This window comes from Streptomyces sp. NPDC007164 (assembly GCF_040634135.1).
Lineage (GTDB): Bacteria > Actinomycetota > Actinomycetes > Streptomycetales > Streptomycetaceae > Streptomyces > Streptomyces sanglieri.
In genome coordinates this window covers 355,444-381,835 of record NZ_JBEYFB010000001.1, presented here as the reverse complement: position 1 = coordinate 381,835, position 26,392 = coordinate 355,444, and the positions used below count along the sequence as shown (strand labels likewise).

General features: G+C 72.2%; 27 protein-coding genes and 1 pseudogene. 22 read left to right on the top strand and 6 right to left on the bottom strand.

Annotated elements, in window-relative coordinates; genetic code table 11:
• Nucleotides 1-33 precede the first annotated feature (33 nt).
• The 4 genes from ABZ622_RS01585 to glmM all read left to right on the top strand — a co-directional run bounded on the left by ABZ622_RS01585 (nucleotide 34) and on the right by glmM (nucleotide 4,804).
• Complete coding sequence (locus ABZ622_RS01585) at nucleotides 34-1,662, top strand: ATP-binding cassette domain-containing protein (protein WP_360540229.1); 1,629 nt, start codon at nucleotides 34-36, stop codon at nucleotides 1,660-1,662.
• Nucleotides 1,663-2,191: 529 nt separating this feature from the next.
• Complete coding sequence (gene rplM / locus ABZ622_RS01580; protein ID WP_360539291.1) at nucleotides 2,192-2,635, top strand: 50S ribosomal protein L13; 444 nt, start codon at nucleotides 2,192-2,194, stop codon at nucleotides 2,633-2,635.
• Nucleotides 2,636-2,679: 44 nt separating this feature from the next.
• Nucleotides 2,680-3,207 (top strand): 30S ribosomal protein S9, encoded by a 528-nt coding sequence (gene rpsI, locus ABZ622_RS01575; RefSeq protein WP_030979658.1) that lies wholly within the window; start codon nucleotides 2,680-2,682, stop codon nucleotides 3,205-3,207.
• A gap of 238 nt (nucleotides 3,208-3,445) precedes the next feature.
• Nucleotides 3,446-4,804 carry a phosphoglucosamine mutase gene (glmM, locus tag ABZ622_RS01570; protein ID WP_360539289.1) on the top strand — a complete coding sequence of 453 codons (1,359 nt, stop codon included), beginning with the start codon at nucleotides 3,446-3,448 and terminating at the stop codon, nucleotides 4,802-4,804.
• A 55-nt stretch (nucleotides 4,805-4,859) separates the two neighbouring features.
• Here the strand turns inward: glmM and ABZ622_RS01565 are convergent, their stop codons facing one another.
• The 4 genes from ABZ622_RS01565 to ABZ622_RS01550 all read right to left on the bottom strand — a co-directional run bounded on the left by ABZ622_RS01565 (nucleotide 4,860) and on the right by ABZ622_RS01550 (nucleotide 9,567).
• Nucleotides 4,860-5,816, bottom strand: coding sequence for a DUF389 domain-containing protein (locus tag ABZ622_RS01565; RefSeq protein ID WP_360539287.1), 957 nt, complete (start codon nucleotides 5,814-5,816; stop codon nucleotides 4,860-4,862).
• Between the two features lie 27 nt (nucleotides 5,817-5,843).
• Nucleotides 5,844-6,839, bottom strand: coding sequence for a type I pantothenate kinase (gene coaA / locus ABZ622_RS01560; RefSeq protein ID WP_360539285.1), 996 nt, complete (start codon nucleotides 6,837-6,839; stop codon nucleotides 5,844-5,846).
• Nucleotides 6,840-6,912: 73 nt separating this feature from the next.
• Entirely contained in the window at nucleotides 6,913-7,509 is a 597-nt protein-coding gene (locus ABZ622_RS01555) for a hypothetical protein (protein ID WP_360539283.1), read from the bottom strand.
• A gap of 324 nt (nucleotides 7,510-7,833) precedes the next feature.
• A complete protein-coding gene (locus tag ABZ622_RS01550; protein WP_360539281.1) occupies nucleotides 7,834-9,567 on the bottom strand; it encodes a hypothetical protein in 1,734 nt (577 codons plus the stop codon).
• A 214-nt stretch (nucleotides 9,568-9,781) separates the two neighbouring features.
• Here ABZ622_RS01550 and glmS point away from each other — a divergent pair, with 214 nt between their 5' ends.
• The 8 genes from glmS to ABZ622_RS01510 all read left to right on the top strand — a co-directional run bounded on the left by glmS (nucleotide 9,782) and on the right by ABZ622_RS01510 (nucleotide 17,491).
• Nucleotides 9,782-11,629: a glutamine--fructose-6-phosphate transaminase (isomerizing) gene (glmS, locus tag ABZ622_RS01545; protein ID WP_360539279.1), complete on the top strand. Its 1,848-nt coding sequence runs from the start codon at nucleotides 9,782-9,784 to the stop codon at nucleotides 11,627-11,629.
• A gap of 20 nt (nucleotides 11,630-11,649) precedes the next feature.
• Nucleotides 11,650-12,018, top strand: coding sequence for a holo-ACP synthase (locus tag ABZ622_RS01540; protein ID WP_360539277.1), 369 nt, complete (start codon nucleotides 11,650-11,652; stop codon nucleotides 12,016-12,018).
• Between the two features lie 4 nt (nucleotides 12,019-12,022).
• Nucleotides 12,023-13,510, top strand: a complete 1,488-nt coding sequence (locus ABZ622_RS01535) for an NAD(P)H-hydrate dehydratase (protein ID WP_360539275.1) — start codon at nucleotides 12,023-12,025, stop codon at nucleotides 13,508-13,510.
• Nucleotides 13,511-13,570: 60 nt separating this feature from the next.
• On the top strand, nucleotides 13,571-13,954 hold the full coding sequence (locus tag ABZ622_RS01530) for a DUF488 family protein (RefSeq protein WP_360539273.1): 384 nt from the start codon (nucleotides 13,571-13,573) through the stop codon (nucleotides 13,952-13,954).
• A 107-nt stretch (nucleotides 13,955-14,061) separates the two neighbouring features.
• Nucleotides 14,062-15,216, top strand: a complete 1,155-nt coding sequence (gene alr, locus ABZ622_RS01525) for an alanine racemase (RefSeq protein ID WP_360539271.1) — start codon at nucleotides 14,062-14,064, stop codon at nucleotides 15,214-15,216.
• A 93-nt stretch (nucleotides 15,217-15,309) separates the two neighbouring features.
• Entirely contained in the window at nucleotides 15,310-16,578 is a 1,269-nt protein-coding gene (locus ABZ622_RS01520; RefSeq protein ID WP_360539269.1) for an alpha/beta hydrolase, read from the top strand.
• The gene (gene tsaE, locus ABZ622_RS01515) at nucleotides 16,547-17,119 is read left to right on the top strand and encodes a tRNA (adenosine(37)-N6)-threonylcarbamoyltransferase complex ATPase subunit type 1 TsaE (RefSeq protein WP_360539267.1); all 573 of its coding nucleotides are present in this window, start codon (nucleotides 16,547-16,549) and stop codon (nucleotides 17,117-17,119) included. The genes ABZ622_RS01520 and tsaE overlap by 32 nt, the downstream gene beginning before the upstream one ends.
• Nucleotides 17,120-17,311: 192 nt before the next feature.
• Nucleotides 17,312-17,491 carry a hypothetical protein gene (locus ABZ622_RS01510; RefSeq protein ID WP_360539265.1) on the top strand — a complete coding sequence of 60 codons (180 nt, stop codon included), beginning with the start codon at nucleotides 17,312-17,314 and terminating at the stop codon, nucleotides 17,489-17,491.
• A gap of 35 nt (nucleotides 17,492-17,526) precedes the next feature.
• Here ABZ622_RS01510 and ABZ622_RS01505 read toward each other — a convergent pair whose 3' ends face one another.
• Nucleotides 17,527-18,063: a L,D-transpeptidase gene (locus tag ABZ622_RS01505; RefSeq protein WP_360540227.1), complete on the bottom strand. Its 537-nt coding sequence runs from the start codon at nucleotides 18,061-18,063 to the stop codon at nucleotides 17,527-17,529.
• A gap of 177 nt (nucleotides 18,064-18,240) precedes the next feature.
• On the opposite strand from ABZ622_RS01505, the gene tsaB reads away from it, so the two are divergent.
• From tsaB to ABZ622_RS01485, 4 genes are read left to right on the top strand one after another with little or no spacing between them, the layout of a single operon-like run.
• Nucleotides 18,241-18,903 (top strand): tRNA (adenosine(37)-N6)-threonylcarbamoyltransferase complex dimerization subunit type 1 TsaB, encoded by a 663-nt coding sequence (gene tsaB, locus ABZ622_RS01500; RefSeq protein ID WP_360539263.1) that lies wholly within the window; start codon nucleotides 18,241-18,243, stop codon nucleotides 18,901-18,903.
• Between the two features lie 23 nt (nucleotides 18,904-18,926).
• Nucleotides 18,927-19,424, top strand: a complete 498-nt coding sequence (gene rimI, locus ABZ622_RS01495) for a ribosomal protein S18-alanine N-acetyltransferase (RefSeq protein ID WP_360540225.1) — start codon at nucleotides 18,927-18,929, stop codon at nucleotides 19,422-19,424.
• Complete coding sequence (gene tsaD, locus ABZ622_RS01490; RefSeq protein WP_360539261.1) at nucleotides 19,424-20,530, top strand: tRNA (adenosine(37)-N6)-threonylcarbamoyltransferase complex transferase subunit TsaD; 1,107 nt, start codon at nucleotides 19,424-19,426, stop codon at nucleotides 20,528-20,530. The genes rimI and tsaD overlap by 1 nt, the downstream gene beginning before the upstream one ends.
• On the top strand, nucleotides 20,527-20,814 hold the full coding sequence (locus tag ABZ622_RS01485) for a hypothetical protein (protein WP_360539259.1): 288 nt from the start codon (nucleotides 20,527-20,529) through the stop codon (nucleotides 20,812-20,814). The genes tsaD and ABZ622_RS01485 overlap by 4 nt, the downstream gene beginning before the upstream one ends.
• A 33-nt stretch (nucleotides 20,815-20,847) precedes the next feature.
• Here ABZ622_RS01485 and ABZ622_RS01480 read toward each other — a convergent pair whose 3' ends face one another.
• On the bottom strand, nucleotides 20,848-21,555 hold the full coding sequence (locus ABZ622_RS01480) for a TetR/AcrR family transcriptional regulator (protein ID WP_360539257.1): 708 nt from the start codon (nucleotides 21,553-21,555) through the stop codon (nucleotides 20,848-20,850).
• 111 nt (nucleotides 21,556-21,666) lie between these two features.
• Here ABZ622_RS01480 and ABZ622_RS01475 point away from each other — a divergent pair, with 111 nt between their 5' ends.
• The 6 genes and pseudogenes from ABZ622_RS01475 (at nucleotide 21,667) to ABZ622_RS01450 (ending at nucleotide 26,388) form a co-directional block, all read left to right on the top strand.
• A complete protein-coding gene (locus ABZ622_RS01475) occupies nucleotides 21,667-23,295 on the top strand; it encodes an MFS transporter (protein WP_360540223.1) in 1,629 nt (542 codons plus the stop codon).
• A gap of 41 nt (nucleotides 23,296-23,336) precedes the next feature.
• Complete coding sequence (locus tag ABZ622_RS01470; RefSeq protein WP_360539255.1) at nucleotides 23,337-23,702, top strand: YciI family protein; 366 nt, start codon at nucleotides 23,337-23,339, stop codon at nucleotides 23,700-23,702.
• Between the two features lie 46 nt (nucleotides 23,703-23,748).
• Entirely contained in the window at nucleotides 23,749-25,014 is a 1,266-nt protein-coding gene (locus ABZ622_RS01465; protein WP_360539253.1) for an RNA polymerase sigma factor, read from the top strand.
• A 62-nt stretch (nucleotides 25,015-25,076) separates the two neighbouring features.
• Nucleotides 25,077-25,197 (top strand): annotated as a pseudogene (locus ABZ622_RS01460) (VOC family protein); the annotation flags it as partial.
• Between the two features lie 100 nt (nucleotides 25,198-25,297).
• On the top strand, nucleotides 25,298-25,963 hold the full coding sequence (locus ABZ622_RS01455; RefSeq protein ID WP_360539251.1) for a hypothetical protein: 666 nt from the start codon (nucleotides 25,298-25,300) through the stop codon (nucleotides 25,961-25,963).
• 59 nt (nucleotides 25,964-26,022) lie between these two features.
• Nucleotides 26,023-26,388 carry a hypothetical protein gene (locus ABZ622_RS01450; RefSeq protein WP_360539249.1) on the top strand — a complete coding sequence of 122 codons (366 nt, stop codon included), beginning with the start codon at nucleotides 26,023-26,025 and terminating at the stop codon, nucleotides 26,386-26,388.
• Nucleotides 26,389-26,392: the final 4 nt, after the last annotated feature.

Below are 26,392 nucleotides of genomic sequence, written 5' to 3'. Positions count from 1 at the left end.
ACCGGTTGGGCCAGGGCTTCGCGGGCCGTGACAATGCTGTGTATGGGACATCTTGAAGCGGGCCACCTGGAGTACTACCTACCGGACGGGCGGGTGCTGCTCGGCGATGCTTCGTTCCGGGTGGCGGACGGGGCCGTGGTCGCCCTCGTGGGGGCCAACGGGGCCGGCAAGACGACGCTGCTCAGGCTGCTCGCCGGGGACCTCCAGCCGCACGGCGGCTCCGTCTCGGTGAGTGGCGGGCTCGGGGTGATGCAGCAGTTCGTGGGCTCGGTGCGGGACGAACGCACGGTCCGGGACCTGCTCGTCTCCGTCTCCCAGCCGCGCATCAGGGAGGCGGCCCTCGCGGTCGACCGGGCCGAGGAGCTGATCCTCACCGTCGACGACGAGGCCGCGCAGATGAAGTACGCGCAGGCCCTGAGCGACTGGGCGGAGGCCCGCGGGTACGAGGCCGAGACCGTCTGGGACATGTGCACCATGGCCGCGCTCGGCGTCCCGTACGAGAAGGCGCAGTGGCGCGAGGTGCGCACGCTCTCCGGCGGTGAGCAGAAGCGGCTGGTGCTGGAGGCGCTGCTGCGCGGGCCCGACGAGGTGCTGCTGCTCGACGAGCCGGACAACTATCTCGACGTGCCGGGCAAGCGGTGGCTGGAGGACCGGCTCAAGGAGACCCGTAAGACGGTCCTGTTCGTCTCGCACGACCGCGAGCTGCTCTCCAGGGCCGCCGAGAAGATCGTCAGCGTGGAGCCGAGCCCGGCGGGCAGCGACGTGTGGGTGCACGGCGCCGGCTTCGACACGTACCACCAGGCGCGCAAGGACCGGTTCGCCCGGTTCGAGGAGCTGCTGCGGCGCTGGGAGGAGGAGCACGCCCGGCTGAAGGCGCTGGTCCACCGGCTGCGGCAGCAGGCGGCGATCAGCCCCGACATGGCGTCCCGCTACCGGGCGATGCAGACCCGCTTCAAGAAGTTCGAGGACGCGGGCCCGCCGCCGGAGCCGCCGCGCGAGCAGGACATCAAGATGCGGCTGCGCGGCGGCCGGACCGGGGTACGCGCGGTGACCTGCAAGAACCTTGAGCTGTCCGGCCTGATGAAACCGTTCGACCTGGAGATCTTCTACGGGGAGCGGGTCGCCGTCCTCGGCTCGAACGGCTCGGGCAAGTCGCACTTCCTGCGGCTCCTCGCGGGCGAGCAGGTCGCGCACACCGGGGAGTGGAAGCTCGGGGCCCGGGTCGTACCGGGCCACTTCGCACAGACCCACGCCCACCCCGAGCTGCTCGGGCACACCCTCGTCGAGATCCTGTGGACCGAGCACGCCAAGGACCGCGGCGGGGCGATGTCCGTGCTGCGCCGCTACGAGCTGGAACGGCAGGGCGACCAGCCCTTCGAGAAGCTGTCCGGCGGCCAGCAGGCACGGTTCCAGATCCTCCTCCTGGAGCTGGCCGGAACGACCGCGCTGCTGCTCGACGAGCCGACGGACAACCTGGACCTGGAGTCGGCGGAGGCCCTCCAGGACGGTCTTGAGGTCTACGACGGAACGGTGCTGGCCGTCACCCACGACCGCTGGTTCGCGAAGTCCTTCGACCGCTACCTGGTGTTCGGCTCCGACGGCGTCGTACGCGAGACGGCGGAGCCGGTGTGGGACGAGCGGAGGGTGGAGCGGGCGCGGTGACGTGGGTGCGCTGACGTGGGTGCTCCGCAGGGTGCGGTGCGCCGTGTCCGGTGGGTGGGGGTGGTGCCGCTCCGGGCAGACTCCTCAAAAATGGCGTGTTCACCCGGGTCCGGGAGGGGGCCGGGTCGTACGCCATTTTCTGCGGGGACTGCCCTGCACGTCCCCACCCGGCATCGCTCGCGTCTGCACACCGGCGATACGACTGCCGCAGGCGCAGACGCAGACCCCACCCGCCGGGTAACGGTGCGGACGGCGGGGCACCCGCGCCGGAGCCCGTCCGAAAAGGGCCGGGAAGCCGTCCCGGGCGACGCGTTTTGACCCGTCCGGGGCAGGGCGGGTAGTGTCGGGGGCTGTTATACGTATTGGCTTCGTCGTTCTCACGCGAAGGGCCCTTACGTAGGTTCCCTGGAGCAGTTACCAGTGGCTCGCATACGGGCAGCGTCCCCGGCATTGCGAGCCCCAGCTGCATGATCGCTTCAGGGGTGCCGTGTGTCTGGACCCCATCCACTGAAGAAGCGAAGGCTACGAAGTGCGTACGTACAGCCCCAAGCCCGGCGATGTCACTCGCCAGTGGCACATCATTGACGCCGAGGACATCGTTCTCGGTCGTCTGGCCACCACGGCTGCGAACCTCCTCCGAGGCAAGCACAAGGCGATCTACGCCCCCCACATGGACATGGGCGACTTCGTCATCATCATCAACGCCGAGAAGGTTCACCTCTCCGGCAACAAGAAGACCCAGAAGATGGCGTACCGCCACTCCGGGTTCCCGGGTGGTCTCCGCTCCGTCCGTTACGACGAGCTGCTCGCCAAGAGCCCCGAGAAGGCCGTCGAGAAGGCCATCAAGGGCATGATCCCCAAGAACAGCCTGGGCCGTCAGATGCTCTCGAAGCTCAAGGTCTACGCGGGCGACCAGCACCCGCACGCTGCTCAGCAGCCGGTCCCGTTCGAGATCACCCAGGTCGCGCAGTAGTTCCGGCCTCCCCCTAAGACCAAAAGAAAGATCTGAGGAGAATCGTGGCCGAGACCACTGTTGAGAACCCCATCGAGGGCACCGAGGGCGAAGAGGTCTTCGCCGAGGTGACCACCTTCGAGTCCGAGGTTCCCGTCGAGGGCGAGTACACCAGCGAGTCGCTGGCGTCCCGCTTCGGCGACCCGCAGCCCGCCGCCGGCCTTGGCCGTCGGAAGAACGCCATTGCCCGCGTCCGGATCGTTCCGGGCACCGGCAAGTGGAAGATCAACGGTCGCACCCTTGAGGACTACTTCCCCAACAAGGTGCACCAGCAGGAAGTCAACGAGCCCTTCAAGGTGCTCGAACTCGACAACCGCTACGACGTCATCGCCCGCATCTCGGGTGGCGGCGTCTCGGGTCAGGCCGGCGCCCTGCGTCTCGGTGTGGCCCGTGCGCTGAACGAGGCGGACGTGGACAACAACCGCGCCCCGCTGAAGAAGGCCGGCTTCCTCTCCCGTGACGACCGTGCGGTCGAGCGCAAGAAGGCCGGTCTCAAGAAGGCCCGCAAGGCCCCGCAGTACAGCAAGCGCTAAACCGCCTGCTCATCTGCTTTACACGTTCGCCCCGGCGGCACTTCTCGTGCTGCCGGGGCGTTCGTTTATCGGCACCCTCGGGCGTATAACGGCATAAGACGTTCATAGGCTTGTTTGTGGTGGCTTTGTGCCGCCCGGCGGTCGGTGTGTGGTGTTCCGCGCATCCTGTTGCGGTGTTGCTTTGCTTTGCTTTGGTTGATTTGGTTGTGCGGTTTCGGAGCATCTTCGGAGGACACCAGTGGGACGACTCTTCGGCACGGACGGTGTGCGCGGTGTGGCCAATGCGGATCTGACGGCCGAGCTGGCGCTCGGTCTCTCGGTCGCGGCGGCGCATGTTCTCGCCGAGGGGAGCGCCCACGACGGGGCCCGGCCGACAGCCGTGGTGGGCCGTGACCCACGCGCGTCCGGAGAGTTCCTGGAGGCCGCCGTCGTGGCCGGTCTCGCCAGCGCCGGCGTGGATGTCCTGCGCGTCGGGGTGCTGCCCACCCCGGCGGTGGCGTATCTCACCGGCGTGCTGGGCGCCGACCTCGGTGTGATGCTCTCCGCGAGCCACAACTCGATGCCGGACAACGGTGTCAAGTTCATCGCGCGCGGCGGTCACAAGCTCTCCGACGAGCTGGAGGACCGCATCGAGTCGATCTACCAGCAGCACCGCTCCGGCGAGCCGTGGGAGCGCCCGACCGGGGCCGGTGTGGGCCGCGTCACCGAGTACGCGGAGGGCTTCGACCGTTACGTGGCCCACCTCGTCGCGGTCCTGCCGAACCGGCTCGACGGGCTGAAGGTCGTGCTCGACGAGGCGCACGGCGCGGCCTCCCGGGTCTCGCCCGAGGCATTCGCGCGGGCCGGCGCCGAGGTCGTCACGATCGGCGCGGACCCGAACGGCCTGAACATCAACGACGGCTGCGGTTCCACCCACCTGGAGCCGCTGAAGGCCGCCGTCGTCGAGCACGGCGCCCACTTCGGCATCGCGCACGACGGCGACGCCGACCGCTGCCTGGCCGTGGACTCCACCGGTGAGGAGGTCGACGGCGACCAGATCCTGGCCGTCCTGGCCCTCGCCATGCGTGAGGCCGGACAGCTGCGCAAGGACACCGTGGTCGGCACCGTCATGTCCAACCTCGGCTTCAAGATCGCGATGGAGCGGGAGGGCATCCAGCTCGTCCAGACCGCCGTCGGCGACCGCTACGTACTGGAGTCGATGAAGGCCGAGGGCTACGCGCTGGGCGGCGAGCAGTCCGGCCATGTCATCGTCCTGGACCACGCCACGACCGGCGACGGCACGCTGACCGGCCTGCTGCTGGCGGCCCGGGTCGCTGCCACCGGCCGTACGCTCGCCGATCTGGCCGGGGTCATGCAGCGGCTGCCGCAGCTGCTGATCAACGTCCGCGACGTCGACAAGTCCCGGGTCGACACCTCCCCGGAGATCGCCGCGGCCGTGGCCGAGGCCGAGCGTGAGCTGGGCTCCACCGGACGCGTACTGCTGCGCAAGTCGGGCACCGAGCCGCTGGTGCGGGTCATGGTCGAGGCGGCCGACATCGAGCAGGCCCGGGCGATCGCCGAGCGGCTGGCCGATGTGGTGAAGTCCGCGTTGGGGTAGTCCCGCCTGCGTGGTGATGTCCGGGCTGGGACAGTCCCGCCTGCGCCGAAGCCGCTCAATCGCCGGACGGGTCCGTGGTGGGGCCCGTCCGGCGGTGGTGGGCGGCCCACAGCGCCTTCTGGACCAGCAGGGTCAGCGTTCCCGCGACCACGATTCCGCCCAGGTTCGCCAGCAACTGGGTCGTGGAGCCCGACATCTGGTGGTAGTCGCTGTAGCTGAACGCCACCGCCGCGTTGGCCGCGGCCGGCACGGTCGTCACCGAGATGGCCACGCCGATCAGCGCCCCGGACTTCGCCGAGGTGAGCGAGAGCGTTCCGGCGATCCCGGCCAGGAACGCCACCACGAACGACATCGCGTCCGGCTTCCAGATGAACGCCGTGTTGGGGCGGTCGGCCTCGATCATCGAGCGGGTGAACAGCCCGGAGGCGTCCATCAGCCAGGCGAACCCGGCCGTCAGCACCATCGCCACGGCGAAGCCGCCGATCAGGGCGTACAGGGAACGCAGCGCCAGCCGTGGCGCCCGCTGCACCAGGGCCGTGGAGATCCCGGCCAGCGGGCCGAACTCCGGGCCGACCGCCATCGCGCCCACGATCAGGATCGCGTTGTCGAGCATCACACCGCAGGCGGCGAGCATCGTCGCGACGGTGAGGAACGCCACGTACGTGACGCTGAACGTCGACTCCTCGTGGGTCGCCTCCGTCAGCTCCTCCCACAGCACCGCGTCCGCGCCCTCGCCCGGCGCGTCCTCCTCGGCCCTGTCGGCGTGCGCGGAGAGCGTCAGGTCCATGTTCTCGACGGTGATCGAACCGGACTTGTCGATCCCGAGGCGGCGCAGCGCGGAGATCAGCCCGTCGCCCGCCTCACGGGCCACATCGCACAGGATCATGTCGCCCGCCGGATCGCGGGCGGCCCCGGTCAGCACGACGAGATGCGTCGTACCGAGGGTGTTGTCCACCAGGTGCAGCACCTCGTCCGTGCGGTCGGCGGGGACGATCAGGCGCAGATGCAGCACGTGGTGACTCCCGGAGGGCTCGCAGGCTCAGAGTTTGCGCAGGGACAGCCGCTGGACCTTGTGGTCCGGGCCCTTGCGCAGCACCAGGGTTGCACGGCCCCGGGTGGGTGCGACGTTCTCCACCAGATTGGGCTTGTTGATGGTCCGCCACATCGTCGCCGCGTACTGCATGGCCTCCTCCTCGGAGACCTGGGTGTACTTGCGGAAGTACGAGGACGGGTCCTGGAACGCGGTGTCGCGCAGCTTGCGGAAGCGGTTGAGGTACCAGGTCTCGATGTCCTCGGTGCGCGCGTCCACGTACACGCTGAAGTCGAAGTAGTCGGCGAGACCGACCCTGGTCCGGCCGTCGCTGCCGGGCATCGCGGGCTGGAGCACGTTCAGCCCTTCGACGATCAGGATGTCGGGGCGGCGTACGGTGAGCCGCTGGTCCGGCACGATGTCGTAGATCAGGTGCGAGTAGACGGGTGCGGTCACCTCGTCCTTGCCGGCCTTGATGTCGGCGACGAACCGGGTCAGGGCACGCCGGTCGTACGACTCGGGGAACCCCTTGCGCGACATCAGCCCGCGGGCCCGGAGCTCCTTCATCGGCAGCAGGAACCCGTCCGTGGTCACCAGCTCGACGCGCGGATGCTCGGGCCAGCGGGCCAGCAGGGCCTGGAGGATGCGCGCGGTGGTGGACTTGCCGACCGCGACACTGCCCGCGACGCCTATGACGAACGGGGTGCCACGCTGCGCGCCGTGGCCGTTGCCCGCGTCCCCGAGGAAGGTGTTCAGGGCGCCGCGCAGGCCCGAGGTGGCCTGGACGTAGAGGTTGAGGAGCCGGGACAGCGGCAGGTAGACGTCCCGGACCTCGTCGAGGTCGATGACGTCCCCGAGTCCGCGCAGCCGCTCCACCTCGTCGGCGGTCAGCGGCAGCGGAGTCTTGTCGCGCAGGGCGCTCCACTCGGCGCGGGACAGATCGACGTACGGCGTCGCCGCGTGCTCGGCGCGTCGGTGGGTGCTCCGTGGCGGCGAAGTGATCACGGGTTCATTGTCGCGGGAGTTCCGCCGCAGTGGGGGGTGGGCTCGGTCACGTGGGGTGGGGCGGGGGCGGCGTTCACGGCTCGGTGTCCGCCTTCCTCAGTACGCAGAGTTCTCCGTCGTCGGGGTCGCCGACGTAGGTCCACAGGAGGGGCGATCCGGGCGTCCCCCTGGCCACCAGTTGGCCACCGACCCGGCCGGGGGCGAACTCGGTGGACAGTTCCGTCGCGCCGTCCCGGGACGCGTACACGCCGGACTCCCAGGTGCCGGTCCCGCTCATCGTGGAGGGGAAGCCGAATCCGGAGCTGTCGCCGGTGACGGCGTCCGTGTAGTCGCCGCAGATGTCCGTGGCGCTGAAGGTGCCGTCCGCCGCGAGGACGAGCCGGCCGCCGTCGTCGTCCTGCCAGGTGCCCTGCAACCGGCTGTGCGCGAGGACGAGCGGCGGGCCGTCCGGCTCCGGGGGCACGTTCACGAAGCGCAGGAGGAGGACCGCGGCGAACAGGCCCAGGGGTACGAGTACGACGAGGACCGCGCCGAAGGACAGTCCCAGTGCGACGGCGGCCCCGTTCGAGATCCCGCGCCGGGGCGGAGGCGGGCCCGGGAGCGGCCGGGAGGAGCGGAGGTCCCACGGCGGGCGCTGCTGTGGTGTGACGGGTCCTCCGGCGCCGGACACGGGCCTCTCGGCTGGCCGGACGGAATCGGCGCCGGGCGGCGGCGGCCCGCGGCGACGCCATGATGCACCCGGGGCCGCCTACCGCCGTCGGCGGGGTCCGGTGTCCGCTCCCCGCGGCGGACACCGCCCCCGGTTCACGGCCCCGCGAGGATCAGGGCTTCTCGTCCTCGGTGTCGACGGCGGCGGCTTCGCCCCGGGCACCGCTCGTCAGGATCTGTCCCGTCCCGAACCCGGACGTCGGGCACGCCCCGGTGGTCCCGTACGCCATCAGGGGCACGCCCCGGACCGGGACGTGCCCTGATGCCGGCGTGGCGGCCGGACCGCTCAGCTCTCCACGGGCCTCACGTCCGTGCACTTGGTGAACGGCTTCCAGGGGCGCGTGCCGTCGTCCTCGGGCCTTCCGGCGTACGTCGGGTTCCCGGTGATCGTCTGCTCGGTCTCCTCGTGCTCCACCGACAGGCCGAACAGCTTGAAGCCGAGGTTCACCGAGCCGGCGGCGACGCCGATGCCGATCGCGAGCGAGGTGTCCCACCAGTCCTTGTTGACGTCGTAGTCGAGGCTGGTGACCTTGGCGTTGTCGTGGAGCAGCTTCTGCACGGGGCTCGCGTCGGCGGCGAGCGGCTCCGCGGCGTCGCGCGGCGACGGGAGCGTGCCCTTCGCCGGGTGCTTGCCGCGACCGCGCAGCCAGTCCTCGACGGCGGCGCTCTTCTCGTCCGTGTCCAGGTCCACCGAGGCGGACTCGGTGTGCAGCGTGGACGTCGAACTGCCCGCGCCGCCCTCCACGCTGAGGGTCAGTCCGCTCCCCGCGGAGACCTCGACCTCCGTGGAGCCATCGCCCTTGCCGACGACGCCGCCCTGCTGGCTCGTGGTGATCTCCATGTTCTCCGGGTGGTGCGGCTTGCCGTCGTCCTCCTCCTTGTCGTACTTCTCGGCGTCGTAGGTGACGGCCACCTGCTGCATGTGGGTGCCCTCGCCCGACGCGCCCACCCTGCCCGCCGCGTCCGCCTCCAGCTTCCCGCTCATCGTGAAGGTGTAGACGAAGGTGATCTTTCCGGCGTCCTCGCCGGACTGGGCCCGGAGCACGGTCACGTCATCGCTCATCGACCCGGAGGCGCCCACATTGGCAACGTTGTCGTCCTCGTCGGAGCCCTTGTGGGTGGAGAGTCCGAAGCCCACCTCGCCGGACGCCTCCGTGGTGGTCCTGCTGATGTCCACGTCCGGCGCCTTCTCCGGGTCCTGGTCCGGTACGAACCAGGACGCCGCGGCCGAGCAGGCGATCTGCCCCTCGGGGTCCGGGTCGCTGCCGCACTCGTCGGTCTTGGCGAGGAGCTTGGCGTACTTCTTGGCGTCCTCGACGTTGTGCTCCAGGTCCTCCTGGAGCGAGGCGCCCTCCTTGTGTGCGTTGAAGATCCACTGGCCACCGCTGCCCGAGCTCCAGTTGTAGCCCGCGCTGAGCTCGGCCTCGCCGCTCCAGTTGCCGAGCTTGCCGATGCCGGCGCTGACGCCGCCCTCGACGCCGGCCCCGACGTCCACGTTCCGGGAGAGGGTGACCGAACCGTCCGACCACTGCTCGATCGTCACCTGCTCCGAGCTGGAGATCTTGAAGAACAGGATCTGGATCCGGGTGGTCGTCCTGCGGTCGTCCGAGGACAGCAGGCACTTGTCCGGCTCGAAGGGGTCCTCCTCGCCGTCCTCGCCGTCCTCGGCGTCGCCGCCGGGCGAGTCGCTCGCGGTCGGAGTCGATTCGTCCGCATCGCCGACATCGTTGTCAGAAGAGCCGTCACCGCCGTCGCCCTCATCGCCCGGACCGCTGTCATCCGCACCGGACCCGGCACAGTCGCCCGCCTCGCCCGCGCCGATCGCGGCGACCGCCTCGCAGAGCCGCCCGCCGACGGTGACGCCCACGCCGGACGCCCGGCCCGCCACCAGCATCGCCAGGATCAGGGCGAGGACGACGGCGCCGATGCCCACGTACTCGATCGCGGTCTGGCCCTCGCATCCCCCGCCCCTCCCGAACCGGCCCGTCCGCCACCGCGTCCGGCCGCCGCTTCCCGTCATGCCGCCCCACCCTTCGGTCAGCCCCCGTGCTTCTCCCGCGAGCCTTCGAGCGTAGGAACGGGTACGGACCCGGGACAGGGCCTGTGGACCCCATCGGGCGGCTGGGTCCCGGGCCCGGCCGCCCGCCGCACGCGCCACGCCGCCTTCCCTGCCGCCCCGTTCGCCTTCTGCGACGATGCGGAGAAGAAGGGGGAGTGACCAGGAAGGGAACGGTATGTGCGGAATCGTCGGTTACGTCGGTGGGCAGTCGGCGCAGGACGTCGTCGTCGCGGGGCTCAAGCGACTTGAGTACCGGGGCTACGACTCGGCGGGCATCGCGGTCCTCGCGGACGGCGGCCTCGCCGCGACGAAGCGGGCCGGAAAGCTCGTCAATCTGGAGAAGGCGCTGGTCGAGGCGCCGCTCCCGGCCGGGACCACCGGGATCGGGCACACCCGCTGGGCCACCCACGGCGCCCCCACCGACGCCAACGCCCACCCGCACCTGGACAACGCGGGCCGGGTCGCCGTCGTGCACAACGGGATCATCGAGAATTTCGCCGCGCTGCGCGCCGAACTCGACGAGCGCGGCCACGACCTGGCCTCCGAGACGGACACCGAGGTCGTCGCCCATCTGCTCGCCGAGGCGTATTCCTCCTGCGCCGACCCGGCGGAGGCGATGCGGCAGGTCTGCCGCCGGCTGGCGGGCGCCTTCACCCTCGTCGCCGTGCACGCGGACGCGCCCGGCACGGTGGTCGGCGCCCGGCGCAACTCACCGCTCGTGGTGGGGGTGGGGGAGGGCGAGTCGTTCCTGGCCTCCGACGTCGCCGCGTTCATCGCGCACACCCGCTCCGCGATCGAACTGGGCCAGGACCAGGTGGTCGAGCTGCGCCGGGAGGGCGTCACCGTCACCGACTTCGACGGCCGGCCCGCCGAGGTCCGCAAGTACCACGTGGACTGGGACGTCCGTGCCGCCGAGAAGGGCGGCCACGACTACTTCATGCTCAAGGAGATCGCCGAGCAGCCGAAGGCCGTCGCCGACACCCTCCTCGGACGGATCGACGGCGCGGGCTCGCTCCGCCTCGACGAGGTCCGCATCCCGCCGTACGAGCTGCGGGAGATCGACAAGGTCGTCATCGTGGCCTGCGGCACCGCCTTCCACTCCGGGATGATCGCCAAGTACGCCATCGAGCACTGGACCCGCATCCCCTGCGAGACCGAGCTGGCCAGCGAGTTCCGCTACCGCGACCCGATCCTCGACCACCGCACCCTGGTCGTCGCGATCTCGCAGTCCGGCGAGACGATGGACACCCTGATGGCCCTGCGGCACGCCCGCGAACAGGGCGCGAAGGTCCTCGCCATCTGCAACACGAACGGCTCCACCATCCCCCGGGAGTCCGACGCCGTGCTCTACACGCACGCCGGGCCCGAGGTCGCCGTCGCCTCCACCAAGGCATTCCTCACCCAGCTGGTCGCCTGCTACCTCGTAGCCCTGTACCTCGGACAGATCCGGGGCACGAAGTGGGGCGACGAGATCCGCACCGTCATCCGCCAGCTCTCCGAGATCTCCGGCGCGGTCGAACAGGTCCTGGAGACCATGGAGCCGGTGCGCGAACTCGCCCGCTCCCTCGCCGGTCACGACACCGTGCTGTTCCTCGGCCGCCATGTCGGCTACCCCGTGGCCCTGGAAGGCGCGTTGAAGCTCAAGGAGCTCGCGTACATGCACGCCGAGGGCTTCGCCGCCGGTGAGCTCAAGCACGGCCCGATCGCGCTCATCGAGGACGGTCTCCCGGTCGTCGTGGTGGTGCCGTCACCGCGTGGCCGGTCGCTGCTGCACGACAAGGTCGTGTCGAACATCCAGGAGATCAGGGCCCGCGGCGCCCGCACCATCGTCATCGCCGAGGAGGGCGACGAGGCGGTCGTCCCGTACGCCGACCACCTGATCCGGATCCCCATTACGCCTACGCTGCTCCAGCCGCTGGTGTCGACGGTGCCGCTCCAGGTCTTCGCCTGCGAACTGGCCACGGCCCGCGGCAACGACGTGGACCAGCCGCGCAATCTGGCGAAGTCCGTGACCGTGGAGTAGCGAGGGATGAGGGAACACGCGTGATCATCGGGGTCGGGATCGACGTGGCCGAGATCGAACGGTTCGACGCGGCGCTGGAGCGTACGCCGCAGCTGGCCGAACGGCTCTTCATGGAAAAGGAGTTGCTGCTGCCCAGCGGTGAGCGGCGGGGCGCCGCCTCGCTCGCCGCCAGGTTCGCCGCGAAGGAGGCCCTCGCGAAGGCGCTCGGCGCGCCCGGCGGACTGCTCTGGACGGACGCCGAGGTGTACGTCGAGGACAGCGGGCAGCCCCGGCTGCGGGTCCGCGGCACCGTCGCCGCCCGCGCCGCCGCGCTGGGCGTACGGCACTGGCACGTATCGCTCAGCCATGACGCGGGGGTGGCGTCGGCCGTGGTGATCGCGGAGGGTTGAGCACATGCGTACCGCCTACAGCGTCCGGACCGTACGGGCCGCCGAACGGGCCCTGATGGCCCGGCTCCCCGAGGGCGCGCTGATGCAGCGCGCCGCCGCCGGACTCGCGGCGGCCTGCGCCGACGTGCTGCGGCGGCGCGGCCGGGTCTACGGCTCACGGGTCGTCCTCCTCGTCGGCAGCGGCGACAACGGGGGCGACGCGCTGTACGCGGGCGCCCGGCTGGCCCGTCGCGGCGCCGGAGTGCGCGCCGTGCTCACCGCGCCGGGCCGCGCCCACGAGGGCGGCCTGGCAGCCCTGCTCGCGGCCGGCGGGCGGATCGCGGAGGCCGACCGGGTCGCGGGGTCCGGGCGGACCGCGGAGGGCGCGGACACCTGGGACGGCCACATCGATCTCGTCGTCGACGGGATCACCGGCATCGGCGGCCGCGGCGGGCTGCGGCCGGACGCCGCCGAGCTGGTGCGGGTCTTCGCGTCGACCGGTGCGCCGCTGATCGCCGTCGACCTGCCCAGCGGGGTCGAGGCCGACACCGGCGAGGTGCTTGGGGAGGCGGTGCGCGCCGACGCGACCGTGACGTTCGGCACGTACAAGCCGGGCCTGCTCATCGACCCGGCCGCCGAACGGGCGGGCGCGCTGCACCTCGTCGACATCGGGCTCGGACCCGAACTGCCCGGCGTGCCCGAGCTGGAGGTGCTCCAGTACGCGGATGTCGCCGCGCTGCTGCCGGTCCCCGGAGCGGAGAGCGACAAGTACCGGCGCGGGGTCGTCGGCGTCGTCGCCGGGTCCGCGCGCTACCCGGGGGCGGCGGTGCTGGCCGTCTCCGGGGCGCTGCGGGGCGGCGCGGGGGCCGTGCGGTACGTCGGGCCGGGCGCCGGTGCGGTGATCGCCCGCCATCCGGAGACGCTGGTCCACGCGGGGCCGCCGTCGAAGGCGGGGCGGGTGCAGGCGTGGGTCGTCGGGCCCGGCCTCGGTGACGGCGCGGAGGCCGCCGAGGCGGTCCGGGACGTGCTGGCGGCGGAGGTCGCGGTGCTGGTGGACGCGGACGGGCTGCGGCTGCTCGACGCCGGTGCCGTGCGCGAGCGCACCGCGCCGACCGTCCTCACCCCGCACGCCGGTGAGGCCGCCGCCCTGCTCGGCGTCCCGCGCGAGGAGGTCGAGGCGGGGCGGCTCGCCGCCGTACGGGAGCTGGCCGCCCGCTACCGGGCCACCGTGCTGCTCAAGGGGTCGACGACCCTGATCGCCACCGACGACCCGGACACCCCCGTACGGGTCAACCCGACCGGCACCTCCTGGCTGGCCACGGCCGGCAGCGGCGACGTGCTCTCCGGGCTGACCGGCTCCCTGCTCGCCGCGGGCCTCGCCCCGCGCGACGCCGCGTCGGCCGGTGCCCATCTGCACGGACTCGCCGCCCGCCACGCCTCCGACGGCTCGCCGGTCGCCGCGCAGGACGTCGCGGAGTCGATCCCGGCGGCGTGGCGGGACGTACGGGCCTGAGTGATCCTGGGCGCAGGCAGCACCGACCTCGGAGGCTGTCGGGTGACAGGAGGGCCGACCGTGGGCAGCAGCGACGTACGCGTACGCCGGGTGTACGAGCCGAAGGAGGACGCCGACGGCACCCGCGTCCTCGTCGACCGGCTCTGGCCACGCGGCGAGTCCAAGGAGAAGGCCGCGATCGACAAGTGGCTCAAGGACATCACCCCGTCGAACGAGCTCCGCGACTGGTACCACGAGGACCGCACCGCCACCCGCTACGACGAGTTCGTCGACCGCTACCGCGCCGAACTGACCGACCCCGTCCACACGGCGGCCGTGCGGGAGCTGGTCGAACTCGTCGAGGAGGGCGGCCCGGTGACACTGATCACGGCGGTCAAGGACGTACCCCACAGCCATGTCCCGGTCATCGTCGAGCACCTGGAACACGAGCTGCGCCATCACTGAGAGCCTCTCGGGTGGCCTTCGACCGGAAAGCGTGCGTGCCAGGGCGTGGCCGCCCGGTCAGAGGTCACCCGAGGGCCCTGCCGGGCGCCTCTGAGAGACTGGGCGCGATGAACGAGACAGCGTCCTTGAGAGCCCGTGCCGAGATCGACCTCGCCGCACTGCGCGCCAACGTGCGTGTGCTGCGCGCGCGGGCGGCGGGTGCGCAACTCATGGCCGTCGTCAAGTCCGACGCGTACGGGCACGGGGCGGTGCCCTGCGCCCGCGCCGCGCTGGAGGCCGGGGCGACCTGGCTGGGCACCGCGACCCCGCAGGAGGCGCTCGCCCTGCGGGCCGCCGGACTCGGCGGCCGGGTGATGTGCTGGCTGTGGACCCCGGGCGGCCCCTGGCGCGAGGCGATCGAGGCCGACATCGACGTGTCGGTGAGCGGGATGTGGGCGCTGCGCGAGGTCGTCGCCGCGGCCGCGGAGGCGGGCGTCCCGGCCCGGATCCAGCTCAAGGCCGACACCGGCCTCGGACGCAACGGCTGCCAGCCCGCCGACTGGCCGGAGCTGGTCGCCGCCGCCCGCGCCGCCGAGGACGCGGGCACTGTCCGGATCACCGGCCTGTGGTCCCACTTCGCCTGCGCCGACGAGCCCGGCCACCCCTCCATCGCCGCCCAGCTGGCCGTGTTCCGGGACATGCTGGAGCACGCCGAGAAGGCGGGCGTCGAACCCGAGGTGCGTCACATGGCGAACTCCCCGGCGACGCTGACGATCCCCGAGGCCCACTTCGACCTGGTGCGGACCGGCATCGCGATGTACGGCATCTCGCCCAGCCCCGAGCTGGGCACCCCGGCCGACTTCGGGCTCCGTCCGGTCATGCGGCTCGTCGCGTCGGTCGCCCTGGTCAAGCAGGTGCCTGCCGGTCACGGGATCAGCTACGGACACCACTACACGACCCGCGCCGAGACGACCCTGGGCCTGGTGCCGGTCGGCTACGCGGACGGCATCCCGCGCCACGCCTCCGGCCGGGCGCCGGTCCTGGTCGGTGGCGTCACCCGGCGGATCGCCGGCCGGGTGGCCATGGACCAGTTCGTCGTCGATCTCGACGGCGACGAGATCGAGGTGGGCAGCGAGGCGGTGCTCTTCGGCCCGGGGGACCGGGGCGAGCCGACCGCCGAGGACTGGGCGCAGGCCGCCGACACGATCGCGTACGAGATCGTCACCCGGATCGGCACCCGCGTACCGCGCGTCCATCTGCACGCCACCCCGGCCGAGTCCTGACCGATCCGGCGCCGCTGACCAGGCACGATCGGATCACGACCGGAACGGACCGGCCCTGACCTGACTGATACGACCGACGAGGAGCGCGGCACGGTGAGCGAGATCGGTGCGGGGGACGCTGTGACGACGGCTGCTGCGGCGGTCGGCTGGCGCCGGGCAGGTTTCGCCGGCGCCGCCATAGGCGTGATCGCGGCGGGGGCGGCGGCCGGTGTCGCGGTCGAGCGGCTCACCGTCGGCCGGGGCATGCGCAGAAGGGCCAGGCTGGCGCTGGACGCCACCGGGCCGTACGGCTCGCTGCGCGGACTGCCGGGCCGGGCCACGGCGGACGACGGCACCGAGCTGTACTACGAGGTCGACGAGGTCGAACCGGACGGCGCCGCGGGGATCGACGGCGGCAGCGGCACCACCGGCTCCGGCACCGCCACGGGTACCGGCACCCGCCGCCGCAGGCTCTTCGGCCGCAAGGCCCCCGCGCCGGTCACCGTGGTCTTCAGCCACGGCTACTGCCTCAGCCAGGACTCCTGGCACTTCCAGCGGGCGGCGCTGCGCGGCCTGGTCCGCACCGTCCACTGGGACCAGCGCAGCCACGGCCGCTCCGAGCGGGGCCGGGCCCAGGCGGAGGGCGTGACGGTCGGCATCGACCAACTCGGCCGCGACCTGAAGGCGGTGATCGACGCGGCGGCCCCCGAGGGGCGGCTGGTGCTCGTGGGGCACTCGATGGGCGGCATGACGATGATGGCGCTGGCCGACCAGTTTCCCGCGCTGATCCGGGACCGGGTCGCCGCCGTCGCCTTCGTCGGCACATCGAGCGGGAAGCTCGGCGAGGTCAGCTTCGGGCTGCCGGTCGCGGGCGTGAACGCGGTGCGCCGGGTGCTGCCCGGGGTGCTCAGGGCGCTCGGCTCCCAGGCCGAACTGGTGGAACGGGGCCGCCGGGCGACCGCCGATCTGTTCGCCGGGCTGATCAAGCGGTACTCGTTCGGTTCGCGGGACGTCGATCCGGCGGTCGAGCGGTTCGCCGAGCGGCTCATCGAGTCCACCCCGATCGATGTGGTCGCCGAGTTCTACCCGGCCTTCACCGAGCACGACAAGAGCGGCGCGCTGCCCGCCTTCCGCGACGCCCCGGTGCTGATCCTGGCGGGTGACAAGGACCTGGTGACGCCCAGCTCGCACAGCGAGGCCATCGCGGACGAGCTCCCGGACGCGGAGCTGGTCATCGTCCCGGACGCCGGCCATCTGGTGATGCTGGAGCACCCCGAGACGGTCACGGACCGGCTGGCGGACCTGCTGGTACGCGTCGGAGCGGTGCCGGCAGCGGCTAACGTTGGCGGACATGGAAGCACCGCACAACAGCCCGGCGACTGAGCTCGCCGAGGGCGCCGCGTCCGGCACCGTCACCCTGAACCTGGCCGTCGAGTCCCCCGAACAGATGCGGGCGCTCGGCCGCCGGATCGCCGGGATCCTGCTCCCGGGCGACCTCGTGATGCTCACCGGAGAGCTGGGCGCCGGGAAGACGACGCTGACCCGGGGCCTGGGCGAGGGCCTCGGCGTGCGCGGCGCGGTCACCTCTCCCACCTTCGTGATCGCCCGCGTCCACCCGTCGCTGACCGGCGGCCCGGCCCTGGTCCACGTGGACGCGTACCGCCTGGGCGGCGGGCTCGACGAGATGGAGGACCTGGACCTCGACGTGTCGCTGCCGGAGTCGGTGGTGGTCGTGGAGTGGGGCGACGGCAAGGTCGAGGAGCTGTCCGAGGACCGGCTCCAGGTGGTGATCGACCGCGCGGTCGGCGACACGGACGACGAGCGGCGCGAGGTGACGCTGATCGGGATCGGCGCGCGCTGGGCGGGGCTGCGCGAGTTCCAGGCCGTGTCGGGCGGGTCCTGGGCGGGGCCGCGCGAGTTCTAGGCCGTGTCGGGCGGGTCCTGGGCGGGGCTGCGCGAGTTCCGGGCCGTGTGCGGCGGATCCTGGGCGGGGGCCGGATTCCGACAGGCTGTCGGCAAATTGTTGCGCCGGGCGGCACGGGCGTGGTCACATGGATGACGAGAGCGGGTTAGGTCTACCTAACCACGCCTTCCACCGGAGCCTCAGGAGGCATCCATGACGACGTCCGCCGAACGTGAAGTGCCGCCGCCGCCATCGATGAGAGACCTGCTGGCGGCCTGTGCCGCGGCCACGGCGGTCTCCACGCCGCCACCGTCCGCGGACCGGGACGACGAAGCCCCGGCCGCCGCTCCCGTACCCCGTTCCGGGGCCGGCCTCGAACGACGGGCGGGGTGACCCGGCGGGCCGGGTGAGCCGCCGGGAGGGGCGTCCTACGGGACGACGACCACCTTCGTGTTGACCATCGCGAAGGGCCACATGGCGTCCCCGTCGGCCCGGGACATCCGCACGCCGCCCGTCTTCAGCGTCGGGTCCGGGTTCTCCATCGAGCCGTCCACCGCCGCGCTGAACCCGACGGCCACGTTGTCCACCATCGCGAACCGCACCACGTGCTCGATCATCACGCCGTCCGAGCCCTTGGTGGGAGTGCCCTGGCGGGTGCCCACCTGGTAGCGCCCGGGCAGCGGGCTCAGCGCGCTGGGCATGACCTCGAAGGTCCGGGCCACCTTGCCGTCCGCGTCGACGAGCCACACGCGGCGGTCCTCCAGGGCGTACACGACCCGCTTCCCGGCGCCGGAGCCCTTGGGAAGGGCGGCAGGGCGCGACTTCTCCTTCGGCTTCGCGTGCTCGGTGGCGGCGCTGCTGGACGCCTTCGGCCTGGGGGCCGCGAGGCTGTCGGGGGCGTTCGCCGATGCCTGGTAGGCCAGCACGCCCACGGCGACCAGCGCCGCCGCAGTGAGCCCGGCCACGATTCCCGAGCTGCCCCTAGACACCGTGCGCGCCCCTTTCGCTTCCGTATGTCGTACAAGCGTTTAGCGTTTACGTCGTACCCGTGTGTGCACGGTGACGGTAGCAGCCGGTGCCGGGCGTACCGGGACGCCGTACGGGGCGCCGTACCCCCGTCGGCGGAGCCGTAGGCTGTTTGCGTGCTCTTGCTCGCCTTGGATACCGCAACCCCCGCCGTCACCGTCGCCCTGCACGACGGGACCTCCGTCGTCGCCGAGTCCGGTCAGGTCGATGCCCGGAGGCACGGGGAGCTGCTGCTGCCCGCCGTCGACCGGGTCCTGGCCGAGGCCGGGGTGAAACTCGACGCCGTGACGGACGTGGTCGTCGGCGTCGGCCCCGGACCGTACACCGGGCTCCGGGTCGGTCTGGTCACCGCCGCGACCTTCGGCTCCGCCCTCTCCGTGCCGGTGCACGGGCTGTGCACCCTGGACGGTCTCGCGTACGCCGCGGGCACGGCCGGGCTGGAGGGGCCGTTCGCCGTCGCGACGGACGCCCGCCGCAAGGAGGTCTACTGGGCGAGATACGACGACGCGCGCACCCGGGTCACGGAGCCCGCCGTCGACCGGCCCGCCGACATCGCCGGGCAGCTCGCCGGACTGCCCGTCGTCGGCGCGGGCGCGGTGCTCTACCCCGAGGCGTTCCCGGACGCCCGGGAGCCCGAGCACGTCAGCGCCGGAGCGCTGGCCGCCCTCGCCGCCGAGCGGCTCGCCGCGGGTGTGGAGCTGCTGCCGCCGCAGCCGCTCTACCTGCGCAGGCCCGACGCCCAGGTGCCGAAGAACTACAAGGTGGTCACCCCGAAGTGACGACGACTGCCGTTCTGCGCGAGATGCGCTGGTGGGACATCGATCCGGTGCTGGAGCTCGAACACGAGCTGTTCCCGGACGACGCCTGGTCGGCCGGCATGTTCTGGTCCGAGCTGGCGCACTCCCGCGGCCCGCGGGCCACCCGCCGCTATGTCGTCGCCGAGGACCCCGCCACCGGCCGGATCGTCGGTTACGCGGGGCTCGCCGCGGCCGGCGACCTCGGCGACGTACAGACGATCGGGGTCACCCGCGACCACTGGGGCGGCGGCCTCGGCTCCGAGCTCCTGACCGATCTGCTGAAGCACGCCACGGCCTTCGAGTGCGCGGAGGTGCTCCTCGAAGTCCGCGTCGACAACACCCGGGCCCAGAAGCTGTACGAACGCTTCGGCTTCGAACCGATCGGCTTCCGACGCGGCTACTACCAGCCGGGCAACATCGACGCACTCGTCATGCGCCTCCACGTACAGGAACACGTACAGGAACACGTGCAAGAGCACGTACAGGGAACAGAGACTGACTGATGGCTGACGAACCGCTCGTACTCGGCATCGAGACCTCCTGCGACGAGACCGGCGTCGGCATCGTCCGGGGCACGACCCTGCTCGCCGACGCCGTCGCCTCCAGCGTCGACACCCACGCCCGCTTCGGCGGCGTCGTCCCGGAGATCGCCTCCCGCGCCCATCTGGAGGCGATGGTCCCCACCATCGAGCGCGCCCTGAAGGAGGCGGGGATCAGCGCCCGCGACCTCGACGGCATCTCCGTCACCGCGGGCCCCGGCCTCGCGGGCGCGCTGCTGGTCGGCGTTTCGGCGGCGAAGGCGTACGCGTACGCGCTGAACAAGCCGCTCTACGGGGTGAACCACCTCGCCTCGCACATCTGCGTGGACCAGCTGGAGCACGGCCCGCTGCCCGAGCCGACGATGGCGCTGCTGGTCAGCGGCGGCCACTCCTCGCTGCTGCTCGCGCCGGACATCACCAATGACGTACGGCCGCTCGGCGCGACCATCGACGACGCGGCGGGCGAGGCCTTCGACAAGATCGCCCGGGTGCTGAACCTGGGCTTCCCCGGCGGCCCGGTCATCGACCGGCTGGCGAAGGAGGGCGACCCGGCCGCGATCGCGTTCCCGCGCGGGCTCACCGGTTCGCGCGACCCCGCCTACGACTTCTCCTTCTCCGGTCTGAAGACCTCGGTGGCCCGCTGGATCGAGGCCAGGCGCGCGGCGGGCGAGGAGGTGCCGGTACGCGACGTGGCGGCGTCCTTCCAGGAGGCCGTGGTCGACGTGCTCACCCGCAAGGCCGTCCGGGCCTGCAAGGACGAGGGCGTCGACCACCTGATGATCGGCGGCGGGGTCGCGGCCAACTCGCGGCTGCGGGCGCTGGCCGAGGAGCGGTGCGAGCGGGCCGGCATCCGGCTGCGGGTGCCGCGCCCCGGGCTGTGCACCGACAATGGCGCGATGGTCGCGGCGCTGGGCGCGGAGATGGTCGCCCGCAACCGGCCGGCCTCGGACCTGGAGCTGTCCGCGGACTCCTCGCTGCCGGTCACCGACCCCCACGTACCGGGCGCCCACCCGCACACCCACGATCACGACCACGTGCACGAGATCAGCAAGGACAACCTCTACTCATGAGCGGTACGACCGTCGCACTGATGTGGGAGGCCCGCGCCACCGACGGCCGGGGCGCCGAACTCCTGGAGTGGGCACGGGCCCGTTCGGCGGAGCTGGCCCGCGAGCCGCTCCGCCGCGAGCTGCTGCGCGCCCCGCAGGACCGGGTCCTGGTCATCACCTGGTGGGAGGGCGCCTACGGCGACGAGCTGCCCGAACTCCCCGAACCGGACGCCGGGCTGATCACCCGCCCGGTGCACCGCTGGCGCTTCGAGTCGCTGGGGGAAGCCGGACCTGCCGGGGGCTGAGCGGTTCATCGGCCGGCGGAGGGCCGACCGGGTTCATCGGCCGGCGGCCCCCCGGCCCAGCAGGCCGCGGATGATCGCGTCGAGTTCGTCCGCCACGTCGTAGTCGGCGGCGTACGCGCGCCAGTCGTCCTTGATCGCGACGAGCCGGGGCAGCGCCGCCGCGTCCTGATCGGTCACCATCTCGGGGAAGAAGCGCCTGCTCGGCGGGGTCTGCGCGCGGCGATCGGCGGCCCGGCGGAATATCAGGTCGCCGTAGACGTAACTCCAGATCGTCCGGTACGCGCGTACCGCCTGGGCGGGGGAGAGGCCGCAGGCGAGCGCCGAGTCGATGATCTCCTCGACCATCCACAGCGCGTTCTTGTCGGTCAGTTCGCCCAGCGCCAGGATGTCCAGCACCCACGGGACCCGTTCCAGGAGGCCGTGCATGTGCACGGCCACGGCCAGCAGCCGCTCGCGCGGGTCGTCCGGCAGCTCGGGGCGGGGGAAGGCGGCCGCGGTGCCCGACAGGGTGAGCATCAGCAGCTCGTCCTTGTCCTGCACGTAGTGGTAGAGCGCCATCGGCGTGGAGCCGAGCTCCTTCGCCACCCGCCGCATGCTCAGGGCGTCCACGCCCTCTTCCTCGATGATGCGGCGCGCGATGGCGACCATGGCGTCCGGGTCGAGCCTGCGCGGCCGCCCCACGGATCGCTTCGCAGGAGCCCGGCTCGCAGTCGGTGCCTGTTTCTTCTCTGTACCTGACACCTGGGCATTGTCTCCCGTGCCGCCGTCCGTGTGCCTTCCGGGGCCGCCGCCCCCGCCCCTCCCGGCCCGCCTGCGACTAATTTCTATATGCGTACAATAATTCTCGACCGGATGGCCGTGGAGGAAGGGAAAGTCGTGGACGAACAGTCACGGGACACGCGTTGGCTGCTGGTGGTGGCTCTCGCCGTGCAGTTCATGGTGGCGTTGGACATGTCGGTGGTGAACGTCGCGCTGCCGGACATGCGCAGCGATCTGGGCTTCACGCCCCAGGGGCTGCTCTGGGTGGTGAACGCCTACGCGCTGGCCTTCGGCGGGCTGCTGATGCTCGGCGGGCGGCTGGCCGATCTGCTCGGCAGCCGCCGGGTCCTGATGGTGGGCCTGGTGCTCTTCGGCGTGGCGAGCCTGGGCGGCGGGTTCGCCGGTTCGCCCGGCATGCTGATCGCCGCGCGGGCGGTGCAGGGGGTCGGCGCGGCGGCGCTCGCCCCGGTCGCCTTCGCGCTGATCGCCCTGGCCTTCCCGGCCGGGCCGGCCCGCTCCCGGGCCCTTGGGCTGTGGGGCATGGCGGGCGCGGCGGGCGGCGCGGTCGGCGCGCTCGCGGGCGGGATGCTCACCGACGCGGCGGGCTGGCGCGCGGTGATGCTGGTGAACGTGCCGATCGTGGGCTTCGCGCTGGTGGGCGCCGTGCGCGCCGGACTGCCGGGCGACCGGGGCCGGACCGGTGCCCGGCTCGACGTGGCGGGAGCGCTGCTGGCCACCGCCGGTACGACGCTGCTGGTCCTCGGGCTGGTCCGCACCTCGACCGACGCCTGGGGATCTCCCCGGACGCTCGGCACACTCGGCGCGGCCGTGCTGCTGCTGATCGCCTTCGTCGCCGTCGAACTGCGCACCAGTACTCCGCTGCTCCGCCCCGGGCTGCTGAAGCAGCGGCCGGTCCTGGCCGCGAATCTCTTCTGCCTGCTGCTCAGCTCCGGGCAGTTCGCCGCGTTCTACTTCGTCTCGCTCTACATGCAGCAGGTGCTCGACTACGGGCCGACCGCCGCCGGTGTCTCCTTCCTGCCGTTCACGGCGGGCGTGGTGGCCGGCTCGGTCATCGCCACCCGTACGGTCGCGACGTTCGGCGCCGGACGGCTGCTGGCGCTCGGCGGCGTCCTGGCCGCGCTCGGCCTCGCCGGATTCGCCGCGACCGCCCAGGCCGACGGCAGCTTCCTGTACTCGATCCTCGGCCCGTCACTGGTGTGCAGCGTCGGCGTCGGGATGTGCTTCGTACCGCTCGGCACGGCGGCCACGACCGATGTGGCGCCCGACGAGACGGGCATGGCCTCCGGGCTGCTGAACAGCGCCCGCCAGGTGGGCGGTTCGCTGGGGCTGGCGATGCTGGTCACCGTCGCCGCCCGGGTCACCGGCGACGGACACCGCCCGGCCGGCCTGGCCGCCGGGTACGCGGCGGCGTTCTGGGTCTGCGCCGGACTGCTCGTGGTCGCGGCGCTCGCGGCCCTGCTGCTGCTCCCGAAGACCTCGGCGCGGGGCGCCGGGGCGGCTGCCGAGGAGGCCGCTCCCGGTCCCGGGACGGCTGCTGCGGAGGCCACCCCCGAGGCGGCTGCGAACGCCGACCGGGACGCCCGTCCGGATGCCGGTCCGGTGGCCGGTCCGGTGGCCCGTCCGGTGGCCGGTCCGGAAAATTCTCAGAAGAATTTCCAGGGACCTGTCGATCCGGCCCGGACCCGTTCGACGCAAGGGTGAGAGGCGGGGAGAACCCCCGCCCTCCCGACCGAGGAGTCACCATGCCGCGCTTCATGTCACTGATCCGCATCGACGAGCAGAGCCCCTTCGACGAGCCGGACCCCGGGTTCGAGGCCCGTGTGGGTGCCCTGTTCGAGGAGATCACCAAGGCCGGCGTCATGCTGGAGACGGCCGGGCTCACCCCGACCTCCCAGGGGTCCAGGGTCACCTGGTCCGGCGGGAGGCTCAGCCAGACCGACGGGCCCTTCACCGAGACCAAGGAGGTCGTCGGCGGCTACGCCATCCTCCAGGCCAAGGACATGGAGGAGGCCCTGGAATGGACCCGGCGCTTCCTGCGGATCCACCCGGAGAGCTGGACCGTGACCTCCGAGGTCCGCCGGATCGACGAGGCCACCACGGGCCCCTGACCGGCCCGCTTGCCCCGCCCCGGCACGGCTGCTGTGATGAGTGATCATGACGGCAGCAAGCCCGGCAGCGGCGGTCGAGGCGGTCTTCAGGATCGAGTCGGCGCGGATCATCGCAGGTGTCGCCCGCATCGTGCGGGACGTCGGCATCGCCGAGGAACTCGCGCAGGACGCCCTGGTGGCCGCACTGGAACAGTGGCCGGAGTCAGGTGTCCCGGACCGGCCGGGCGCCTGGCTCATGGCCACCGCCGGACACCGCGCGATCGATCTCGTGCGCCGCAGGGAGACCTACGCCCGCAAACTCGCCGAGGTGGGCCGGTCCTTGGAGGACGTGCCGCCGCCCGAGCCCGCCGAGGCCGATGCCATCGACGACGATCTCCTTCGGCTGATCTTCACCGCCTGCCATCCGGTGCTCTCCACCGAGGCCCGGATCGCCCTCACCCTGCGGCTGCTCGGCGGCCTCACCACGGAGGAGATCGCCCGCGCGTTCCTGGCCCCCGAGCCGACCGTCGCCCAGCGCATCGTCCGGGCGAAACGGACCCTGGGCCGCGAGGGCATCCCCTTCGAGGTGCCGTACGGGCCGGAGCGCGCCGCCCGCCTCGGCTCCGTCCTCGAAGTCATCTACCTGATCTTCAACGAGGGCTACGCGGCCACCGCGGGCGACGACTGGCTGCGCCCGGCGCTCTGCGAGGACGCGCTGCGGCTGGCCCGGGTGCTGGCCGGGCTGATGGAGCGGGAGCCCGAGGTCCACGGCCTGGCGGCGCTGCTGGAGCTCCAGGCCTCGCGCACCGTCGCCAGGACCGGGCCGGACGGCGCGCCGGTGCTGCTCGCCGACCAGAACCGGGCCCGCTGGGACCGCCTGCTGATCCGGCGCGGGGTCGCGGCCCTGGAGCGGGCCGTGGCGGTGACCGGGGAGGGGGCCGGGTTCGGCCCGTACACCGTGCAGGCCGCGATCGCCGCCTGTCACGCGCGCGCCGTGACGTACCAGGACACCGACTGGGCCACCATCGCCGCCCTCTACGACCGCCTCGCCGCGGTCGCGCCCTCCCCGGTGGTCGAGCTGAACCGGGCCGTGGCCGTCTCGATGGCGCGCGGCCCGGCCGCCGGCCTCGCGCTGGTCGACGCCCTGACCGACGACCCGGTGCTCAAGGACTACCACCTGCTGCCCAGCGTGCGCGGGGACCTGCTGGCCAGGACGGGGCGTACGGACGAGGCACGGGCGGAGTTCCTGCGGGCGGCCGGGCTGACCCGCAACGAACGGGAACGGGCGATGCTCCTGGACCGCGCGGAGCATCCGGCCCGCGACGGCCGATGAGTTCCGGCCACCGCACGGGTCCACCCTCCACGGCCTCCCGCACCACCCGACAGGAGCGGACCATGCAGAAGATCACCACCTTCCTCTGGTTCGACACCCGGGCCGAGGACGGGATAGGTGATGACCGTTCGGTTCCGGCCGGCCGGCCAGGAGTACGTCGCGCTCAACGGCGGCCCGCGGTTCCCCTTGGACCGACCGGCAATCGGGGGGCGGCGTCGCGGGGCATCGAGGCACTGCGCAACGCCTGAACCGGTACCCGCGCGCGGTCGGTAGGGTCATGCACATGTCTCGCCGAGCACAACTGCCGCCGCCACCACCGCCCGTGGAAGTACGTTCCTGGCCCGACCGGGAGGCCATGCTCGCCGACCGGGCCGCGGTGCTCGGGGAACTGGTGAGGGCCCATGTCGCGCCGGGACGGCTGGCGATGCTGTGGCTGTGGGGCTCGATCTGCGCGCTCGGCTGGCTCCTGGTGGGCACCGCGCTCATGACCTTCGAGGAGTCGTACGACGTCATCAGCGCCGGGATCGGCGTGATCATCGCCGCCATGGGCGTCGGCTGCATGGTGCCGGCGGTCGTCCTCGTCGCCGTCGGCCTGCGCCGCGACCGCAGGATCCGCCGACTGCTCGACGCCTGGGGCGGGTTGGACCGCGATCCGGCACGCGACGCGGCGCTGCGGATGCCGGGCGCCGGCACCGCTTGGCTGGTGATGTCCTCCGTGCTGTGCGCGGTCGGGCTGGTCACCTGCTTCGTCGTCCCGGCGGCCGCCACCGCGGAGCGGGACAGCTACAGCCTGGTCGCCCTGGTCATGGGCCTCGGGCTGGTCGCCTGGATCGTCGGACTCATCGGCCTCGTCAAGGCGTTCGCGCACCGGCGCTGGGTGCTGCGGGTACTGGCCGGTGTGCCCGCTCCGGAGCCGCTGATCTCCGTCGGGGGCGGTGCCCACCGCTGATCGCGGACCTATTCTGGCGGGACCGGTGAGTCGCACAGGGGAAACAGGGGGAGGCCGACATGGAGTGGTACTGGTGGGTGCTCATCATCTTCTGGACGGGCGGCTTCGGATGGGCCGTCGACAACGCCCGGACGGCGCTGCGCAATCGGCACACCCGCAAGCTGGAACTGATCGAGGCGGCCCGGCAGGAGCGGCTGGCCCTCGAATCGGCCAGCCAGCCGCCGGAGCCCGTCTGCGGCTGCACGCACCACCTCGCCAAGCACGACAAGCAGGGCAAGTGCCATGAGCGGGTCGAGGTGCCGACGGCCTGGGACGAGACCAAGAAGCCGGTCCGCTTCGAGTCCGGGCAGTGCAACTGCCAGCAGTACGTGGGTCCTGAGCCGCTTTCGCAGGTGTACGCCCCGGATCTGACCGACCGCGCCTGACACC

Excerpts from the sequence above, each read along its gene's own strand:
- ABZ622_RS01535 (WP_360539275.1), top strand. The coding sequence starts at position 12,023 with ATGCGTACCGCCTACAGCGTCCGGACCGTACGGGCCGCCGAACGGGCC.
- tsaD (WP_360539261.1), top strand. The coding sequence starts at position 19,424 with ATGGCTGACGAACCGCTCGTACTCGGCATCGAGACCTCCTGCGACGAG.
- ABZ622_RS01465 (WP_360539253.1), top strand. The coding sequence starts at position 23,749 with ATGACGGCAGCAAGCCCGGCAGCGGCGGTCGAGGCGGTCTTCAGGATC.
- ABZ622_RS01485 (WP_360539259.1), top strand. The coding sequence starts at position 20,527 with ATGAGCGGTACGACCGTCGCACTGATGTGGGAGGCCCGCGCCACCGAC.
- ABZ622_RS01550 (WP_360539281.1), bottom strand. The coding sequence starts at position 9,567 with ATGACGGGAAGCGGCGGCCGGACGCGGTGGCGGACGGGCCGGTTCGGG.
- ABZ622_RS01585 (WP_360540229.1), top strand. The coding sequence starts at position 34 with ATGCTGTGTATGGGACATCTTGAAGCGGGCCACCTGGAGTACTACCTA.
- ABZ622_RS01470 (WP_360539255.1), top strand. The coding sequence starts at position 23,337 with ATGCCGCGCTTCATGTCACTGATCCGCATCGACGAGCAGAGCCCCTTC.
- ABZ622_RS01455 (WP_360539251.1), top strand. The coding sequence starts at position 25,298 with ATGTCTCGCCGAGCACAACTGCCGCCGCCACCACCGCCCGTGGAAGTA.
- ABZ622_RS01450 (WP_360539249.1), top strand. The coding sequence starts at position 26,023 with ATGGAGTGGTACTGGTGGGTGCTCATCATCTTCTGGACGGGCGGCTTC.
- tsaE (WP_360539267.1), top strand. The coding sequence starts at position 16,547 with ATGGAAGCACCGCACAACAGCCCGGCGACTGAGCTCGCCGAGGGCGCC.
- glmS (WP_360539279.1), top strand. The coding sequence starts at position 9,782 with ATGTGCGGAATCGTCGGTTACGTCGGTGGGCAGTCGGCGCAGGACGTC.
- alr (WP_360539271.1), top strand. The coding sequence starts at position 14,062 with ATGAACGAGACAGCGTCCTTGAGAGCCCGTGCCGAGATCGACCTCGCC.
- rimI (WP_360540225.1), top strand. The coding sequence starts at position 18,927 with ATGCGCTGGTGGGACATCGATCCGGTGCTGGAGCTCGAACACGAGCTG.
- ABZ622_RS01475 (WP_360540223.1), top strand. The coding sequence starts at position 21,667 with ATGGCCGTGGAGGAAGGGAAAGTCGTGGACGAACAGTCACGGGACACG.
- ABZ622_RS01510 (WP_360539265.1), top strand. The coding sequence starts at position 17,312 with ATGACGACGTCCGCCGAACGTGAAGTGCCGCCGCCGCCATCGATGAGA.